Source organism: Novosphingobium sp. BL-S-19, from assembly GCF_055521675.1.
Window position 1 is genome coordinate 970,692 of the sequence record NZ_CM145497.1, and the last position, 15,495, is coordinate 986,186.

General features: G+C 65.7%; 14 protein-coding genes. 8 read left to right on the top strand and 6 right to left on the bottom strand.

Going from position 1 to position 15,495, the window contains the following annotated elements; all coding sequences use genetic code 11:
• Positions 1-5 precede the first annotated feature (5 nt).
• Genes ACZ1JV_RS04140 through ACZ1JV_RS04155 form a run of 4 tightly spaced genes read left to right on the top strand, consistent with a single transcriptional unit; the run spans position 6 to position 5,473 of the window.
• On the top strand, positions 6-1,049 hold the full coding sequence (locus ACZ1JV_RS04140; RefSeq protein ID WP_465149715.1) for a DUF1611 domain-containing protein: 1,044 nt from the start codon (positions 6-8) through the stop codon (positions 1,047-1,049).
• 13 nt (positions 1,050-1,062) lie between these two features.
• Positions 1,063-2,163, top strand: a complete 1,101-nt coding sequence (locus tag ACZ1JV_RS04145) for a YkvI family membrane protein (RefSeq protein WP_465149716.1) — start codon at positions 1,063-1,065, stop codon at positions 2,161-2,163.
• Entirely contained in the window at positions 2,160-3,752 is a 1,593-nt protein-coding gene (locus ACZ1JV_RS04150; protein WP_465149717.1) for a serine hydrolase, read from the top strand. The genes ACZ1JV_RS04145 and ACZ1JV_RS04150 overlap by 4 nt, the downstream gene beginning before the upstream one ends.
• A complete protein-coding gene (locus ACZ1JV_RS04155; protein WP_465149718.1) occupies positions 3,749-5,473 on the top strand; it encodes an N-acyl-D-amino-acid deacylase family protein in 1,725 nt (574 codons plus the stop codon). The genes ACZ1JV_RS04150 and ACZ1JV_RS04155 overlap by 4 nt, the downstream gene beginning before the upstream one ends.
• A gap of 12 nt (positions 5,474-5,485) precedes the next feature.
• On the opposite strand, the gene ACZ1JV_RS04160 is transcribed toward ACZ1JV_RS04155, so the two are convergent.
• Together ACZ1JV_RS04160 and ACZ1JV_RS04165 are read right to left on the bottom strand one after the other, a co-directional pair.
• Positions 5,486-6,223 (bottom strand): FadR/GntR family transcriptional regulator, encoded by a 738-nt coding sequence (locus tag ACZ1JV_RS04160; protein WP_465139991.1) that lies wholly within the window; start codon positions 6,221-6,223, stop codon positions 5,486-5,488.
• Between the two features lie 202 nt (positions 6,224-6,425).
• Positions 6,426-7,526, bottom strand: coding sequence for a family 43 glycosylhydrolase (locus ACZ1JV_RS04165; RefSeq protein ID WP_465149719.1), 1,101 nt, complete (start codon positions 7,524-7,526; stop codon positions 6,426-6,428).
• A gap of 171 nt (positions 7,527-7,697) precedes the next feature.
• Here ACZ1JV_RS04165 and ACZ1JV_RS04170 point away from each other — a divergent pair, with 171 nt between their 5' ends.
• Genes ACZ1JV_RS04170 through ACZ1JV_RS04185 form a run of 4 tightly spaced genes read left to right on the top strand, consistent with a single transcriptional unit; the run spans position 7,698 to position 11,825 of the window.
• Positions 7,698-9,293: a sodium/sugar symporter gene (locus tag ACZ1JV_RS04170; RefSeq protein ID WP_465149720.1), complete on the top strand. Its 1,596-nt coding sequence runs from the start codon at positions 7,698-7,700 to the stop codon at positions 9,291-9,293.
• Positions 9,290-10,159, top strand: a complete 870-nt coding sequence (locus ACZ1JV_RS04175) for a 2-dehydro-3-deoxygalactonokinase (protein ID WP_465149721.1) — start codon at positions 9,290-9,292, stop codon at positions 10,157-10,159. Before ACZ1JV_RS04170 ends, ACZ1JV_RS04175 begins: the two co-directional genes overlap by 4 nt.
• Entirely contained in the window at positions 10,156-10,788 is a 633-nt protein-coding gene (locus tag ACZ1JV_RS04180) for a 2-dehydro-3-deoxy-6-phosphogalactonate aldolase (RefSeq protein ID WP_465149722.1), read from the top strand. Before ACZ1JV_RS04175 ends, ACZ1JV_RS04180 begins: the two co-directional genes overlap by 4 nt.
• The gene (locus tag ACZ1JV_RS04185) at positions 10,788-11,825 is read left to right on the top strand and encodes a glycoside hydrolase family 43 protein (RefSeq protein ID WP_465149723.1); all 1,038 of its coding nucleotides are present in this window, start codon (positions 10,788-10,790) and stop codon (positions 11,823-11,825) included. The genes ACZ1JV_RS04180 and ACZ1JV_RS04185 overlap by 1 nt, the downstream gene beginning before the upstream one ends.
• A 90-nt stretch (positions 11,826-11,915) precedes the next feature.
• Here ACZ1JV_RS04185 and ACZ1JV_RS04190 read toward each other — a convergent pair whose 3' ends face one another.
• From ACZ1JV_RS04190 to ACZ1JV_RS04205, 4 genes are all read right to left on the bottom strand, one after another.
• The gene (locus ACZ1JV_RS04190; RefSeq protein ID WP_465149724.1) at positions 11,916-12,935 is read right to left on the bottom strand and encodes an SGNH/GDSL hydrolase family protein; all 1,020 of its coding nucleotides are present in this window, start codon (positions 12,933-12,935) and stop codon (positions 11,916-11,918) included.
• A gap of 15 nt (positions 12,936-12,950) precedes the next feature.
• The gene (locus ACZ1JV_RS04195; RefSeq protein WP_465149725.1) at positions 12,951-13,106 is read right to left on the bottom strand and encodes a hypothetical protein; all 156 of its coding nucleotides are present in this window, start codon (positions 13,104-13,106) and stop codon (positions 12,951-12,953) included.
• 40 nt (positions 13,107-13,146) lie between these two features.
• Entirely contained in the window at positions 13,147-14,241 is a 1,095-nt protein-coding gene (locus tag ACZ1JV_RS04200; protein WP_465149772.1) for a cellulase family glycosylhydrolase, read from the bottom strand.
• A 67-nt stretch (positions 14,242-14,308) separates the two neighbouring features.
• Positions 14,309-15,433 carry an aldose epimerase family protein gene (locus ACZ1JV_RS04205; protein WP_465149726.1) on the bottom strand — a complete coding sequence of 375 codons (1,125 nt, stop codon included), beginning with the start codon at positions 15,431-15,433 and terminating at the stop codon, positions 14,309-14,311.
• Positions 15,434-15,495: the final 62 nt, after the last annotated feature.

Consider the following 15,495-nt stretch of genomic DNA (forward strand, 5'->3'; position numbering starts at 1 on the left):
CCGCAATGTCCGTGGGGGGCCGCGAGGGGAGTGCCGCGCTGACGCACGCGCTTCCCTCGCCTTACCTCCTGTTCCTGGGTGATACGACCATCGCCGGGTTCGCCAAGACCGCGTTCGGCCTGCGCGACTGGGCGGGCGAGCGCTGCATCGGTGAGTATGCCTTGCCCACCGCCACCGTCAGCACCGGGCTTACGCCGCTCACGCCGCAAGAAGCGGCGGCGCGCGGGGCCGGCGCGATGGTGATCGGTGTCGCGAATCAAGGCGGGGTGATCCCCGATAGCTGGATGCCGGCACTGCTGGACGCGCTGGAGGCGGGGCTGGACCTCGTGGCCGGAATGCACGCACGGATGGCCGATATTCCCGCGCTGCGCGATGCGGCGGCGCGGCTGGGGCGGAACCTGCACGATCTGCGTACACCCCCGCCCGGGCTGCCGATCGCCAGCGGGCACAAGCGTCCGGGGCGCCGCATCCTGACCGTGGGCACGGACTGTGCGCTGGGCAAGAAGTACACCGCGCTCGCCATCGCACGCGGCCTTGCCGCACGCGGTCTGGACGCCAGTTTTCGCGCCAGCGGTCAGACCGGCATCATGATTGCCGGCGAGGGGTTGGCGCTGGATGCGGTGGTGGCTGACTTTGCCGCCGGTGCCGCCGAATTGCTCAGCCCCGCCGCCGCGCCCGATCATATCGACGTGATCGAGGGGCAGGGGTCGCTGTTCCACCCAGCCTATGCTCCGGTCTCGCTGGCGCTGCTGCTGGGCAGCCAGCCCGATCTCTTCGTGGTCTGCCATGAGCCGGGCCGCACCGCGATCCTGGGTCATGCGCACTATCCGGTGCCGTCGATCGCCGAAGTGATCGAGCAGACGGTCATGGCGGGCAAGCTGACCAATCCGGCGATCCGCTGCGCCGGGATCAGCCTGAACACCGGCACACTGTCCGAAGCGGAGGCGGCCCGCGTCATTGCCGAGACATCGCAGGCACTGGGCCTGCCGACGGCGGATCCGATGCGCGGGGGCGCTGCCTTCGAGCAATTGCTTGACGCCTGCAAATGATGGAGATGCAGGAGTGAGCCGCGCCGCCGATCGCTTTCGCCGCTTCCTCCTGCCCGGGCTGGCCTTCAAGGCGGTGATTATCGGCGGCGGCTATGCCACGGGGCGGGAAATCGCCCAGTTCTTCCTGCCGGCAGGGCCATGGGGCGGGCTGGCGGCGATGGCATTGGCGATGGCGATCTGGTCGCTGGTCGCTGCTGCAACCTTCCGTCTGGCCCATGCGATCGGCGCGCGGGATTATCGCCATTTCTTCGAAGCACTGCTGGGCCGCGGCTGGGTGCTGTTCGAGATCACGTATGCAGTGTTCATCGTGCTGATCCTTGCCGTGTTCGGCGCGGCGGCGGGCGCCATCGCGGCGGCCACGCTGGGCGTGCCGGCGATCCTGGGCACCTTGGCCCTGATGTTCGCGATCGTCGCCTGCGTCGCTTTCGGCAACCGGGGGGTGGAGCGGGTCTTCCTGTGGGTCTCGATCCTGCTCTACGCGACATATGCGGTGTTCTTCGTGCTGATCCTGTCCGGCACGGGTGAGCGGATCGGGGCGGCCTTTGCCCATGCCTCCGGGCCGAGTGGCGATTGGGCCACCGGCGGCGTGATCTATGCCGGATACAACATCATCGGCGCGGTGATCGTATTGCCGGTCACGCGCCATTTTCGCAAAGGCAGCGATGCCGTGGTCGCCGGTCTGCTCGCCGGCCCGCTGGCGATGATCCCGGCGCTGATCTTCTTTCTGGCGATGACTGCCTTCCTGCCGGGCATCGCCGATGCGGTGCTGCCTTCGGACTACATGCTGACGCGGATCGGGCATCCGGCCTTCCATATCCTGTTTCAGTTCATGATCTTCACCGCCCTGCTGGAAAGCGGCACCGGCGCGGTTCATGCGGTGAACGAGCGGATTGCGCGCACCGGTATCGTGCTGGGCCCATGGCTGCGTGCCGGCGCGGCGCTGGCGGTGCTGGCGCCCTGCATGTTGATCGCGGACCGGGTCGGCCTCGTGACCCTGATCGCCTCCGGCTATTCCGCGCTCGCATGGGCCTTGATCGCTCTTTACGTCGTTCCGCTGCTGCTGGTGGTCCTGCTGCGCCGCCGGCCTGCCGCCCCTTTGGAGATCGCCCAATGACATTCAGATATGCCGCCGCATTGGGCGGATTGCTGCTCGCCGCCCAGCCGGCCCTTGCCGCGCCGCCACCGAACCTGGACGCGCGGATCGAGGAGATCCGCGAAAAGTCCGGCACGCCGGGCATGTCGGTGGCGATCGTCGAGCATGGGCAGGTCGTCTTCGCCAAGGGCTTCGGCGTCCGCAAGCTGGGATCGCCGGAGAAAGTGGACGCCGATACGCTGTTCATGATCGGTTCCACCGGCAAGGCCTTCACCAGCGCCGCACTGGCCCGGCTGGTCGATGCGGGCAAGCTGAACTGGGATGACAAGGTGATCGATCACCTGCCCGATTTCCGCATGTACGATGCCTGGGTCACGCGCGAAATGACGGTGCGCGATCTGCTGGTCCATCGCAGCGGGCTGGGCCTTGGCGCGGGCGACCTGCTGATGGTTCCGCGCGGCAAGCTGTCGCGTGCGGAGATCGTCAAGCGGTTGCGCTATATCAAGCCGGCCACCAGTTTCCGCTCGGCCTATGCCTATGACAACATCCTCTACATCGTCGCGGGCGCGGTGATCGAGGCGGTGAGCGGGCAAAGCTACGAAGACTTCATGCGGGACAATGTCTTCAAACCCGCCGGCCTGCCGGATGCGACGGCCGACATGGCGCTCCAGCTTTCCGCGCCGGACCGCGCGCACCCTCATGCCCGCTATGGCGAACTGGTGCGCGGCACCGGGCCGATGAAGCTGCTGGACGAGCATGACCGGCTGGGGCAGGCCGGCGCACCGGCGGGGCTGCTGGCCGCCAGCGCCAACGATCTGGCACGCTGGCTGCAGATCCAGCTTGCCCACGGCGCGCTGCCGGACGGCAAGGGCCGCCTGTTCAGCGAAGAGGCCGCGAAAGAGATGTGGACGCCGGTAACGCCGATCCCGATCTCCCCCATGCCCGCGCCGATTTCCGGCATCACGCCGGGCTACGATGCCTATGCACTGGGCTGGGAAGTGCGCGACTACAAGGGGGCAAAGCTCGTCTGGCATTCGGGCGGCCTGTTCGGTTTCACCACGATCGTCGTGATGATCCCGGACCGCGACGTGGGCTTCTCCATCACCGTCAACAGCGAGGAACTCGAACCCCGCATGGGCCTGATGTTCGAGTTGATCGATCACTATATCGGCCAACCCGCGCAAGACTGGCCAAGCCGCTTCGGCGAATTCCGCCGCACCCGCATCGCCGGCGCGCAAGCGGCAGTGCAGCAGAAGGGCGCCGCGCCGGCAAAGGTCGGCCCATCGCTGCCCGTGGCCCGCTATGCCGGCAGCTACGCCGATCCCTGGTACGGCACGCTGAAGGTGGCGCCGGTCGGCAAGGGCCTCTCAGTCGATTTCACGACGACGCCGGGGATGACCGGCAAGTTGACGCATTACCAATACGATACCTTCATCGCGAAGTTCGACGATCCGGCGATCGAGCCGGCCTATCTGACCTTCAATCTCGATGCGGAGGGGAAGGTTTCGCAGATCACCATGAAGCCGGTTTCCCCCATCGCCGATTTCAGCTTCGACTATCAGGACCTGCTGTTCACGCCGCAAGCTGCCTCCCCGGAGGCCGCCCGATGAAGCGGCCATTGCTGGCCCTCGTCCTTTCCGCCGCCTCGATCGCCCTGATCGGTGCTGCGCCGCCGGAAGCGTACGACCTGATCGTCCGGAACGGCACGATCTACGACGGTTCGGGCGGCACACCCTACCGGGGCGACGTCGCCATTCGCGGTGACCGCATCGTCGCGGTGGCGGCGCATGTGGACGGGCCGGCGAAGGCGGAACTTGACGCGAGCGGCAAGGCCGTGGCGCCCGGCTTCATCAACATGCTCGCCCATCCCGAACAGAGCCTGCTGATCGACGGCCGGGCGCTGTCCGATCTGGCGCAAGGCGTGACGCTGGAGGTCATGGGCGAAATCTCGATGGGCCCGCTGAGTCCGGCGATGAAGAAGGACATGACCGACCAGCAGGGCGACTATCACTACGATGTCGACTGGACGACGCTGGGCGAATACTTCAAGCGGCTTGAGGCGCGGCCGATCGCGCCCAACGTCGCCTCGTTCGTCAGTGCGGGCACGGTGCGCGAAGCGGTGCTGGGCGCCAATGACGTGCAGCCCGACGCGGCGCAGATGGCGACGATGGAACGCCTTGTGCGGGAAGCGATGGAGCAGGGCGCGCTGGGGCTTACCGACGCGCTGATCTACACGCCGGCGACGTTCGCGCATACGGATGAGTTGAAGGCGCTGGCCAAGGTCTCGGCCCAATGCGGCGGCATCTACACGGTGCACATGCGCAGCGAGGGCGACCGCATCGAACAGGCGGTGCAGGAAACCATCGATATTGCGGAATATTCGGGCGCACCTGCCGAAATCTATCACTTCAAGCTGGCCGGCCGCGACAACTGGGGCAAGTTCGACAGCGTGGTGGGCATGATCGAGGCGGCGCGGGCGCGGGGCACGCGCATTTCCGCGAACATGTACAACTATACGGCAGGCGCCACCGGCCTCGACGCCGCAATGCCGCCCTGGGTACAGGCCGGGGGCTATCAGGAATGGTCGGCGCGGCTGAAAGATCCCGCCACGCGCGCCAAGGTCGCCGCCGAAATGCGCACCGCACACCCCGCCAGCTGGGAAAACCTCTATGCCGGGGCGGGGGCGGAAGGCACGATCCTGCTGGCCTTCAAGAATCCGGCGCTTAAACCGCTGACCGGCAAGAGCCTTGCCGAAGTGGCCAGGATGCGTGGCAAGAGCCCGGAAGAGACGGCGATGGACCTCGTCGTCGAAGACGGCACGCGGGTCGGCGTCGCCTATTTCCTGATGAGCGAGGACAATGTCCGCCGCTCCATCAAGCTGCCGTGGATGAGCTTCGGCTCCGATGAGGAAGCGCCGGCGCCGGAAGGCGTGTTCCTGCTCTCCAAGCACCATCCGCGCGCCTATGGCAACTTCGCGCGCCTGCTGGGGCATTACGTGCGCGATACCAAGGACCTGACCTTGGCGGAGGCCGTGCGCCGGCTGACCAGCCTGCCGGCGGATAACCTGTCGCTTACAGACCGCGGCCGGCTCAAGACGGGCATGTTCGCCGATGTCGTCGTGTTCGATCCCGCGACGATTACCGACCATGCGACTTACGACCAGCCCGAACGACTGGCGACGGGGGTGAGCGACGTGATCGTCAACGGCGGCTTCGCTCTGCGCGGCGGCAAAGCAACGGGCGCCGGCACAGGCCGCGTCCTGCGCGGCCGTGCGGGGCAGGCTGGCGGCAGTTGCCGGGCCGCCGCCGCCGACTGGACATGGAGTTCCTGAGGAAGTGCAGGCTCACTCTTCCAAAGGCGAGCGATCCTCGATCAGGACGAGCACGTCCCCGATAATGCGGCGCATCGCGACCCGTGCGGCCTGGGGATCGCGCGCGGCGATCGCATCGCGGACTTTGGCATGCTCCGCCACATCCGCCGTGCGGCCCTTGATGCGGTTGGTGAAGCGAATGGAGGTGCGTAGCGCCGTGCTCACAACGTCGCGCAGCTGAATGTAGAAAGGGTTTTTCGACGCGCGCAGCACGGCCACGTGAAACGCGATGTCCGCATCCAGCGCTTCGTCGAGCCCGCGTTCGGCCGCCTGCATGCGTTGAAGACCTTCGTCGATCCGCTTGATGTCGTCCTCGTCCGCCACTTGTGCGGCCAGTGCGGCAGCCTCGGGCTCGACCGCGACACGCAGTTCGTTGAACTGGCGAAGCAGGTCCACCGAAAGCTGCCGTTCCAGCATCCAGCGCAGCACATCGGTGTCGAACAAGTTCCAGGAAGAGGTCGGCTGGATCGTGGTTCCCTGCCGTGGCCGCGCGCTTAGAAGGCCCTTCGCCGTCAGCATCTTCACGGCTTCACGCGTAACCGAGCGGCTGACGCCGTGCTGTTTGGCAAGTTCCGCTTCGGTGGGAAAGACAGCGTTGTCAAACTTGCCCGTCACGATCGCGCGCCCGATGCTGTCAAGCAGACCGTAAGTAAGGTTGCGACCGAGCTGCGACGCCGGCTCGTCGATGATGAAAGGAGAAGGGGCTACCAAAACGCTGTCCTTAACTTGAACTGCCCGATCGCCACAGCGGGTCAGGTGAGTGCCGCAAGTCCAGACAAGGGCGTTTCGCGGCCCAAGTCAATTCATATGATAATTCCTATAGACCGATTACACGGAATTCATGCGGCAGTGGCGGCCCGGCCCACCCTGCGCCGCACTGCCTGCGGAGCAAGGCGGGCCGGGCCGATGCGGGTCATTTCACGCCCGGAAACGCCTTCAGCAGCGCATCGTACTGCGCCTTGCTGATTTCGATCATGGAGCCGTGGCGAAGCCCTGCGGGCATCTCGTAACGGTTCCATTCGGGAACGCCGGAATTGCCCGAAACCTGGAACCACGGCCCGGCCAGGCGCGGCGCCTTGGACAGGCCGTAGCTGGTTCCGGCATATTGCTCGTAGTACATCAGCCAATCCTCGCCGTTGGGCGCGCGGATGACGGTCGGCGCTTCGCGGAAGTTGGGGCTGATCGGCGGGCCCGGCGGGGGATAGGGGCCAAGCAGGTCCTTCGCGCAGGAAATGCGCACGGTCTTCCCGGTCGTCCAGTTATAGCTGGGGTAGCGTTCATCCTTGATCACGGCGCAATAGCCGCTGCCATCGGCTTCGGGCTGAATGAACGTATCGATCGTCGCCATGTCCCAATCGAACAGGCGGCGCGGTGCCTTGTCGAAGCGCTTGAGATCGGGCGAGAGGGCATAGAGCGTGCGCTGACTGGCCCAGTAGCGCTCAGGATCTTCCGGCACGCCGGGTACGGTGGCGGTGTGCCAGGTCAGCAGGAACTGGTTCGATCGTTTGTCGAAGAACAGCTTCGGCGCGCCGATCCGCTGCATCGCATGCGGCAGGCCGGGAATGTTCGAAAGGTCCGGGCGATAGGTGCCGTAAGGCTTCCAGTTGACCAGATCGTCCGAGACCCAGAAGCGGATGAACGGATCGTCGTCGCTCTTGTTGCCGACCAGGTAATAACGGCCGTCACCGCCGCGCGCGATCGATGCGTGGCCGTGGTAGTCTGCGGACACCGGATTGCCGCCGTTGATCTGCTGCCAGTGCAAGCCGTCGCGGCTGACCGAATAGTAGAGCACGCCGTAGTGCTCCTTCGTCATGTGCGCGAAAAGGTATGCCTTGTCGGGATCGACGTAGGGCGTTTCCGGCGCCCCCGGCACCACTTCGGCGCGTGGCGCCTGCCCTGCCGGCGCTTGCTGGCCCTGCGCTATGGCAGGCGTCTGCAGCAACGAAAGCATCGCGGCAGCCGATGCCGCCGCAAGCCTCGCCGTGGCGGCGAAGCGCGATTTGCCCCGAACCAAATTCCTTCTCCCTTTGGTACTTTGTTGGCCCCAGCAGATCGCGTTCGACCCTCATTGTCAAGATTGATATTATAAATAGGTGTTTTATGGATAGGCCAACGGGCGAGGTCGGATCGGCGCGATTCGGACCTGCGCTGCCCGGCGCTCAATAGCCGGGATCGGGGAGAGAAGATGGAACTGGCGACGATCGACATAGCCGTGGTCGTGATCTACGCGATCGGAATTTTCGGCCTTGCTCAATGGGTAAGCCGTGAAAAGGCGGGGGCCGGGCCGAAGAATTCGACCGACTATTTCCTCGCATCCAAGAATCTGCCGTGGTGGGCCATCGGGGCATCGCTGATCGCCGCGAACATTTCTGCAGAACAGATCGTAGGCATGTCTGGGTCCGGCTATGCGATCGGGCTGGCCATCGCGTCCTACGAGTGGATGGCGGCGGCGACTCTGCTGATCGTGGGCAAGTTCTTCCTGCCCATCTTCCTGCGCAACGAGATCTACACGATGCCGCAGTTCCTGGAGCGGCGATACGGCCCGGGCATTCGCACCTTGATGGCGGTGTTCTGGCTGGTGCTCTACGTCTTCGTGAACCTGACGAGCATCATCTGGCTGGGCTCCGTTGCCGTGACCAAGGTGGCGGGCGTGGACCAGAACGTGGCCCTGATCGCGCTGGGCGTCTTCGCGCTGCTCTATCAGCTGCGCGGCGGCCTGAAGGCGGTGGCGCTGACGGATATCGTGCAAGTCACGCTGCTGGTGCTGGGCGGGCTGGTCATCGCGGTGCTGACGCTGGGCCAGATCGGCGAAGGGCAGGGCGTTATTGCCGGCTTCTCGCGCCTGATGGCCCGGGCGCCCGATCACTTCGAAATGATCCTGGACAAGAGCAATCCCCACTACATGGACCTGCCCGGACTGTCGGTGCTGATCGGGGGCATGTGGATCGCCAACTTGTCCTACTGGGGTTTCAACCAGTACATCATCCAGCGCGCGCTGGCGGCCAAGTCCATCGACGAGGCGCAGCGCGGGATGCTGTTCGCGGCGTTCCTCAAGCTTATCATGCCGATCATCATCGTGCTTCCCGGCATCGCGGCAGTCGTGCTGGCCCCCGATCTGGCCAAGCCGGACGAAGCCTATCCCACGATGATGCGGATGCTGCCGCCCGGGCTGCTTGGCCTCGTGTTCGCGGCATTGGTGGCCGCGATCGTCGCTTCCACTGCCTCCAAGATCAATTCGATCGCCACGATCTTCACGCTCGACGTGTGGAACAAGTTCCGCAAGGCGGCAGATCAGGAGGACGATCAGGCCAGGGGGGCGCAGGAGCGCAAGCTGGTGCTGGTGGGCCGCGTGGCCGCTGCAGTGGCGATCGTGCTGGCCATCCTTACTGCCCGTCCGCTGGTGGGTTCCAGTGCCCAGGCATTCCAGTTCATCCAGGAATTCACCGGCTTCTTCACCCCGGGCATCACCGTGATCTTCCTGCTGGGCCTGTTCTGGCGCCGCGCCAACGAGCCCGGCGCCATCGCCGCCGCCATCGCGTCCGTGGCGCTTTCGTGGGCGTTCAAGGTATGGACCCCCGGCATCCCCTTCATGGACCGCATGGGCATCGTGTTTCTTGCGGCCCTGGCGCTGGCCATCGTGGTATCGCTGGCCACGCCGGCGCGGCGTGACAGGGACACGATCTCTACCGGCGACGTGCGCTATGCCACTTCGGCGGGGTTCAATGCGGGCGCCATCGCGGTCGTGCTGGTGCTTTGCGTTCTCTACGCGGTGTTCTGGTGAGCGGGGCTGCCTTCATTGCGGTTGACTGGGGAACCACGAACCGCCGCGCCTACCGGATCGAACACGGGCAAGTCGTCGCAACCGAGCGCGACGATCTGGGCATCCTTTCGGTGCGGTCGGGACGCTTCCTCGAACTCGCGGCGTCGCTGCGTGGGCGGTACGACGGCCTGCCGATGCTGCTGGCAGGCATGGTGGGATCCAATCGGGGCTGGAAGGATGCCGGCTACGTTGCCGCGCCCGCCTCGATCGCGGACCTTGCCGCGCGGCTGGTGCCGGTGGCGGACGGAATCGCCATCGTTCCGGGCGTCTGCCGTGACAGCGGCGGGCGGCAGGACGTGATGCGGGGGGAGGAAGTACAGCTTCTTGGCGCCGTGGCGGCAGGCCTGGCGCCGGGCGACGCGCTCCTGTGCCAACCGGGCACGCACGCCAAGTGGGCGACCATGCAAGGCGGGGCACTGATCGATTTCACGACCGCGATGACCGGCGAGATGTTCGCCCTGCTCAAGGCCCATGCCCTGATCGGGGCTGAGATGGCCGGAGAGGTGGACGCGGATGCGGATTTCCACGCCGGTGTCGAGGCCAGCGGAGACCGGGACCTGCTGGCCGCGCTGTTCGGCGTGCGCGCCGCGTCCGTGCTGGGCAAACGTCCGGCTGGCGCGGCGGCAGCCTACGTCAGCGGGCTGTTGATCGGTTCCGACTGCCGCGCCCGCATCCGGCCCGGCCAGACAGTCTACCTGCTGGCCGACGGCCTTCTCGCACGGCTCTATTCCGCCGCCATCGCCATCGCCGGGGGAGAGGCTGTCGTGGTCGATAGCCATGCGTCCTTCGTCGCCGGCATCACCCGTATCTGGGACTTAGCTTCATGATCGATCTTGCCACTGCACTTGCCGCGCTTCCGCTCGTCGCCATCTTGCGCGGCATCCGGCCCGATGAGGTGGAGGCCGCCGCCGACGTCCTTGTCGAAGCCGGTTTCCGCCTCATCGAGGTGCCGCTGAATTCGCCCGATCCGCTGAACAGCATCGAGAAGCTGGCGCGCCGCGTGGGTGAGGCGGCGATCGTCGGCGCCGGCACCGTCCTGACCACCGCGCAAGTGGCACAAGTGCAGGATGCGGGCGGCGCGATGATCGTTTCGCCCAACACCGACGTGGCCGTGATTGCCGAAAGCGCGCGCCGCAACATGGTCTCGCTGCCCGGCTACTTCACCCCGACCGAGGCTTTTGCCGCGCTGGCGGCGGGGGCAAGCGGTTTGAAACTGTTCCCCGCCGAGGCGGCGACACCGGCCGTGGTCAAGGCGCAGCGCGCGGTGCTGCCCAGGGAAGTGCCGCTGCTGGCGGTGGGCGGCATCGCGCCGGACAATATGGGGCCGTGGCGCGCGGCGGGCGCGGACGGTTTCGGTCTCGGCTCCGCGCTTTACCGCGCCGGTGCGACGACAGAGGAAATTGCCGCAAACGCCCGCGCATTCGCGAAGGCCTGGGCAGAGATGGAGGTGCGCTGATGATCGCCAAGATGAATACCCGGATTTTGTCCTCCGCAGCGCTGGCGCTTGCGCTCGCAGGCTGCGCGACGACTGGCACCAAGACCGCAAGCACACCGGCCATGCTGACCAATCCGCTGCTCACCAGCGGACCCGATCCGTGGATTGTCCATCACGGCTCCACTTTCTATTTTCTGGGCACCAAGGGCGATCGCATCGCGATCCGCCAGACCGACGATCTTGGAAAACTGGCCGAGGCGCCCGAGCATGTGATCTGGACGCCGCCGGCAACCGGGCTCAACGCGATCTCGATCTGGGCACCGGAACTGCACCGGCTGGATGGCAAATGGTATGTCTACTACACGGCGGCAGAGGCCGGGCATGACGACGACGCCCATCGCGGCGTCTTCGTGCTGGAGAATGCCAGTCCCGATCCGCTCAAGGGCGAATGGATCGACCGGGGGCGCATTAACACGCGCATGACCGGGCTGGACGGCACCGTTTTCGAGCATGACGGCAAGCGCTACTTCGTCTATTCGGCCTATGACGGACCGGACAGTGTGCTGGCGATTGCGCCGATGACGAACCCGTGGACGCTGGGGCCGGGGGAAACCGTGATCGCCCGTCCGGACCTTGCCTTCGAACGCCAGGGCGGCCGCCAGATCCTTGAGGGGCCGGAGTTCCTGCCCGGGCCCAACGGAGACCTGTTCCTTTCCTATTCGGCCAGCGCCTGCTGGTCGGACGACTATGCGCTGGGTCTGCTCCACGCGAAGCCGGGCAGCGATCCGCTTTCGCCGGAAAGCTGGACCAAGTCGCCGCGCCCGGTGCTCGCCAAGGCGCCGCAGAACAATGTCTATGCCACCGGGCACAACGGCTTCTTCACCACCGATGGCGGCAGGAAGACCTGGATCGTCTATCACGCGAACGATGGAGCGGACCAGAAGTGCACCGCGGCGCGTTCGCCGCGCGTGCAGCGCATGGATTGGGCCAAGGACGGCACGCCGGTGTTCCCCGTGCCCTCGCGCGCCGGCGATCGTGTAGAGGCGCCGAGGCCGTAACGACTGCCCTCCGGATCTCCCTCCTATCAGGGGGATCCGGCGGAGCCGGGCGGACGGAACCGTCTGCCCCGGCCCTATCTGGGCGGGGCCCTATCTCGCCGGGGCTAGCAGCGACAGGTTCACGGCATCGCCCATTGCGCGCAGGCCTGCATCATTCGGGTGCAGGTGATCGCCCGGGTCGAATTCGGGCCTGAGGTCCGTGGGCGCGGTCGGATTGCGCACCGCCGCTTCGAAATCGACGACGCCGTCGAAGATACCGCCGCTGCGGATCGCCGTGTTGACGGCCTGCCGGGTGCGTTCCTTGGCGGGCGACATGTACCCGGCGTGCAGGGCAGGGGTCATGGTCCCGCCGATCACCTTGATGCCCAGCGCATGGGCGCGCGCCACGAACTGGCGATAGCCCTGAATGAGCTGCTCGGGCGTGACGGCATCCGCGCCTTGCTCCGCGCCGGCGCCGATATCGTTGATGCCTTCCAGAAAGATCACGTGGGTAACGCCCGGAACACTGGCGACATCGCGCCAGAAACGGTCCAGCGCGGGCGTCGCGCGGCCCGGTTTCAGAACGCGATTGCCGCTGATGCCCATGTTGACGACACCGCACCGCTGCGAAGCGGGCAGCGCGGCCATGCGTTCCGCCAGACGGCCCGGCCAGCCGCGCGTCACGGGCGAGAGGCCGAGGAAGCCGTCGGTGATCGAATCCCCGAACGCCACCACCGTACAGGGCGCCCTTGAAGTGCGGACTGACACGAGCGAGAGATAGGGGCGCACCTTGATCGGCGTGAATGTCGGGCTTGTCCCGGCCGGCGCGAACGCCATTTCAAGGCCAAGGTTGGTTTGCCCCGGCCGCGTGGGCGTTGCGAACGTGACGCTGACGATGACATCCTGCCCGATGCGGAAGGGGGCGGCCAGAGGGTCGCTCAGCAAAGTCTGCCCCTTGGCGAGGGCAAATCCGGGCTTGCCCGAAAAACTCACCGCATGGATCGAATCCGCGGCGACTTCGGTGCCGCTCGGGCCGGAGGGACTGGCCACGCTCACTGTCGATACGGCAAGGGGCGTCGCGCCTTCCGCATTGCTGATCGTCAGCTGCAATGCGTCACCGGCCTGGGTCAAGCGGACGCGATAACGCTAGGTGCCGGCCGGCTGTTCGGGATCGCCCGAACCGCTGTCGGCAGGGGCATAACCCCATGCTCCCGCCCAGGCCGAGGCGGCCTGGGCGGGAACCGCAAGAGTAAGGCCGCTCAGCGCGGCGCAGAAGGCGACAGGAAACGTGAGGTTACGCATGACGCCTCTCTTGTCGGAGTAAAAGCCGGGTTGTCCAGCCTTACTTCTTGGCGGCCGGCACCACGCCCTTGGGCGCCTTGGCCAATGTGCGGATCAGATCGACCTCGGCCTGGCGATACGGCGTGCCGTCGCCCCGGAACACCTCGTGGAACCAGATCGTCGGTTCGTCCATCGTGTAAGGCTTCTTCCACGAATCCCACGGCAGGCGGGTCTGGGTCTTGCCGTCCACGAAGCCCCAGTTGATCATCGCCACGTTCTCGCGCTTGCCGATCGGCAGCGAGCCATCGAAGGTCGAGCCGTTGCCGCGGGCCATGAACTCGGTGCAGAGGATCGGGCGGCCGTAAATCTTCAGCTGGTTGACGCGGCCCTGGAAAGTCTCCGGCCAGTTGTAGTCGTGGAACGAGATCACGTCCGACTGGGTGAGCTGCAACTTTTCCATGGGCGAAAGCTTGGCTTCCGTTGCCCAATCGTCATGCTGCCAGACGCCTGACGTCAGCGGCTGGGTCGGCTCTGCGGCGCGGGCCCAGTCGAAGGTTTTCGCCAGCAGGGCGCGGACCAGCGGTTCCTTGCCTTCCTGTCCCCGGTACTGGTCGGCGCCATTGTCCGGCTCGTTCCAGAGATCCCAGCCGAGGATGCGGTCGTCCTTTGCGAAGGCGCCGATGACGCCCTGCACATAGGCCTTCAGGCGCGGTTCCTGCGAAGGATCGCGCAAGGCGGGCAAGCCGGGGGCCTGCACCCAGCCCGAGTTGTGGACGCCCGGAATCGGCGGACGCTGCGGGCCGAGCACGGGATTGGGATCCCAGCAGCTGTCGAACAGCACGAACAGCGGCTTGATCTTGTGCTTGGCGGCAATCGTCAGGAATTCGTCGATCCGCTTCTTGAAGCCTTCCGGATCCTGCTGCCACAGCTGATCGTGCAGGAAAACGCGCATGGTGTTCATGCCGATGTTCTCGGCAAGACCCAGTTCGTAGTCGATCCGCTTGGGATCCCAGGTAGCTTCCTGCCACATCTCCATCTGGTTGATCGCGTTGGCAGGGGCGTAGTTGGAGCCGACCAGCCAGGGCTGTTTGGCGTACCATGCCTTTGCCTCTGCCGGCGTCCACTGGGGGCGGGCTTCGGCCGGAACGGCGGTCATTGCGGTGATGCCCAGAGCGGCAGTAACCAGCAGGCGGGTTGCGAAGGCTTTCACAGGATTTCTCCCCTTATTCTGCGATGAAGAACTTGTAGGTCATGACATTCAGGTAGGTCTTGCCCGGATCGAGGCGTACCGACGGGAACTGCGGCTGGTTCGGGCTGTCCGGAAACAGTTGCGGTTCGAATACGAGCGAGTCGCCCTGACGGTAGATCTGGCCGGACTTGCCGATGATCGTTCCGTCCATGAAATTGCCCGAATAGAACTGGAGTCCCGGCTGGTTGGACCAGAGTTCGAAGCCCCGGCCGGAAGCAGGATCGGATACGCGGGCCATCAGGTGCTGGTCGGGCGTGACGGCATTGCCGATCACCCAGTTGTGATCGTAGCCACGTCCATAGCGGATCTGCGCATCGCTGCCTTTGCGCACGCGCGCGCCGACGGGGGTCGGCTGGCGGAAATCGAACACGGTTCCCGCGACGTTCTGGTGTTGCCCCACCGGAATCGAGGTTTCATCGGTTGGGGTGAAGCGGTCGGCGGGGATGGTCAGGACATGGTTCATCGCCGTCTGACCGGGCCCTGCCAGGTTCCAGTAGGCATGGTTCGAGATGTTCACCACGGTCGGCTTGTCGGTGCTGGCCGTGTAGGTGATCGTCAGATTGTTCTGTTCGTCCAGTGCATAAGTCGCATCGGTGGTCAGCGTGCCGGGATAGCCCATGTCGCCGTCCGGGCTGACATAGCGCAGGGTCACGCTGGCCTTCTGGCCCTGCTTCACGTCACGCACGGCCCAGACGACCTTGTCGAAACCCTTGGTACCGCCGTGCAGCGAGTTGGGGCCGTTGTTGATCGGGACCGAATAGTCCTTGCCGTCGAAAGTGAACTTGCCCTTGGCAATGCGATTGGCCACCCGGCCGACGGTGGCACCGAAGAACTGGCCATCCTTCACGTAGCCGTCCAGATTGTCGTAGCCGACGGCGATATCCACGGTCTTGCCGTCGCGGCCGGGCATCATCACCGACTGGATCGATGCGCCCAGCGTCATCACGCGCACGGACATGCCTTTCGCGTTGCTGAGCGTGATCGCTTCCACGGCCGTGCCGTCGGGCATCCTGCCGAAGGGTTCGCGCTTCGCTTCCGCAGCCAACGCGGACGTGGATACCGTGCCCAGCAGGGCAACGGTGGCTATGGTCCTGAGCATCGTCTCTCCTCTCGAAACTTCAGTCTTTACAGGCTGCTGGGCTGGCCTGCAGGGTATCTTCG

Bases quoted from the DNA above. Each gene is read 5' to 3' on its own strand.
- ACZ1JV_RS04180 (WP_465149722.1), top strand. From the start codon at position 10,156: ATGATCGATCTTGCCACTGCACTTGCCGCGCTTCCGCTCGTCGCCATC.
- ACZ1JV_RS04140 (WP_465149715.1), top strand. From the start codon at position 6: ATGTCCGTGGGGGGCCGCGAGGGGAGTGCCGCGCTGACGCACGCGCTT.
- ACZ1JV_RS04150 (WP_465149717.1), top strand. From the start codon at position 2,160: ATGACATTCAGATATGCCGCCGCATTGGGCGGATTGCTGCTCGCCGCC.
- ACZ1JV_RS04155 (WP_465149718.1), top strand. From the start codon at position 3,749: ATGAAGCGGCCATTGCTGGCCCTCGTCCTTTCCGCCGCCTCGATCGCC.
- ACZ1JV_RS04205 (WP_465149726.1), bottom strand. From the start codon at position 15,433: ATGCTCAGGACCATAGCCACCGTTGCCCTGCTGGGCACGGTATCCACG.
- ACZ1JV_RS04170 (WP_465149720.1), top strand. From the start codon at position 7,698: ATGGAACTGGCGACGATCGACATAGCCGTGGTCGTGATCTACGCGATC.
- ACZ1JV_RS04195 (WP_465149725.1), bottom strand. From the start codon at position 13,106: ATGCGTAACCTCACGTTTCCTGTCGCCTTCTGCGCCGCGCTGAGCGGC.
- ACZ1JV_RS04185 (WP_465149723.1), top strand. From the start codon at position 10,788: ATGATCGCCAAGATGAATACCCGGATTTTGTCCTCCGCAGCGCTGGCG.
- ACZ1JV_RS04200 (WP_465149772.1), bottom strand. From the start codon at position 14,241: ATGACCGCCGTTCCGGCCGAAGCCCGCCCCCAGTGGACGCCGGCAGAG.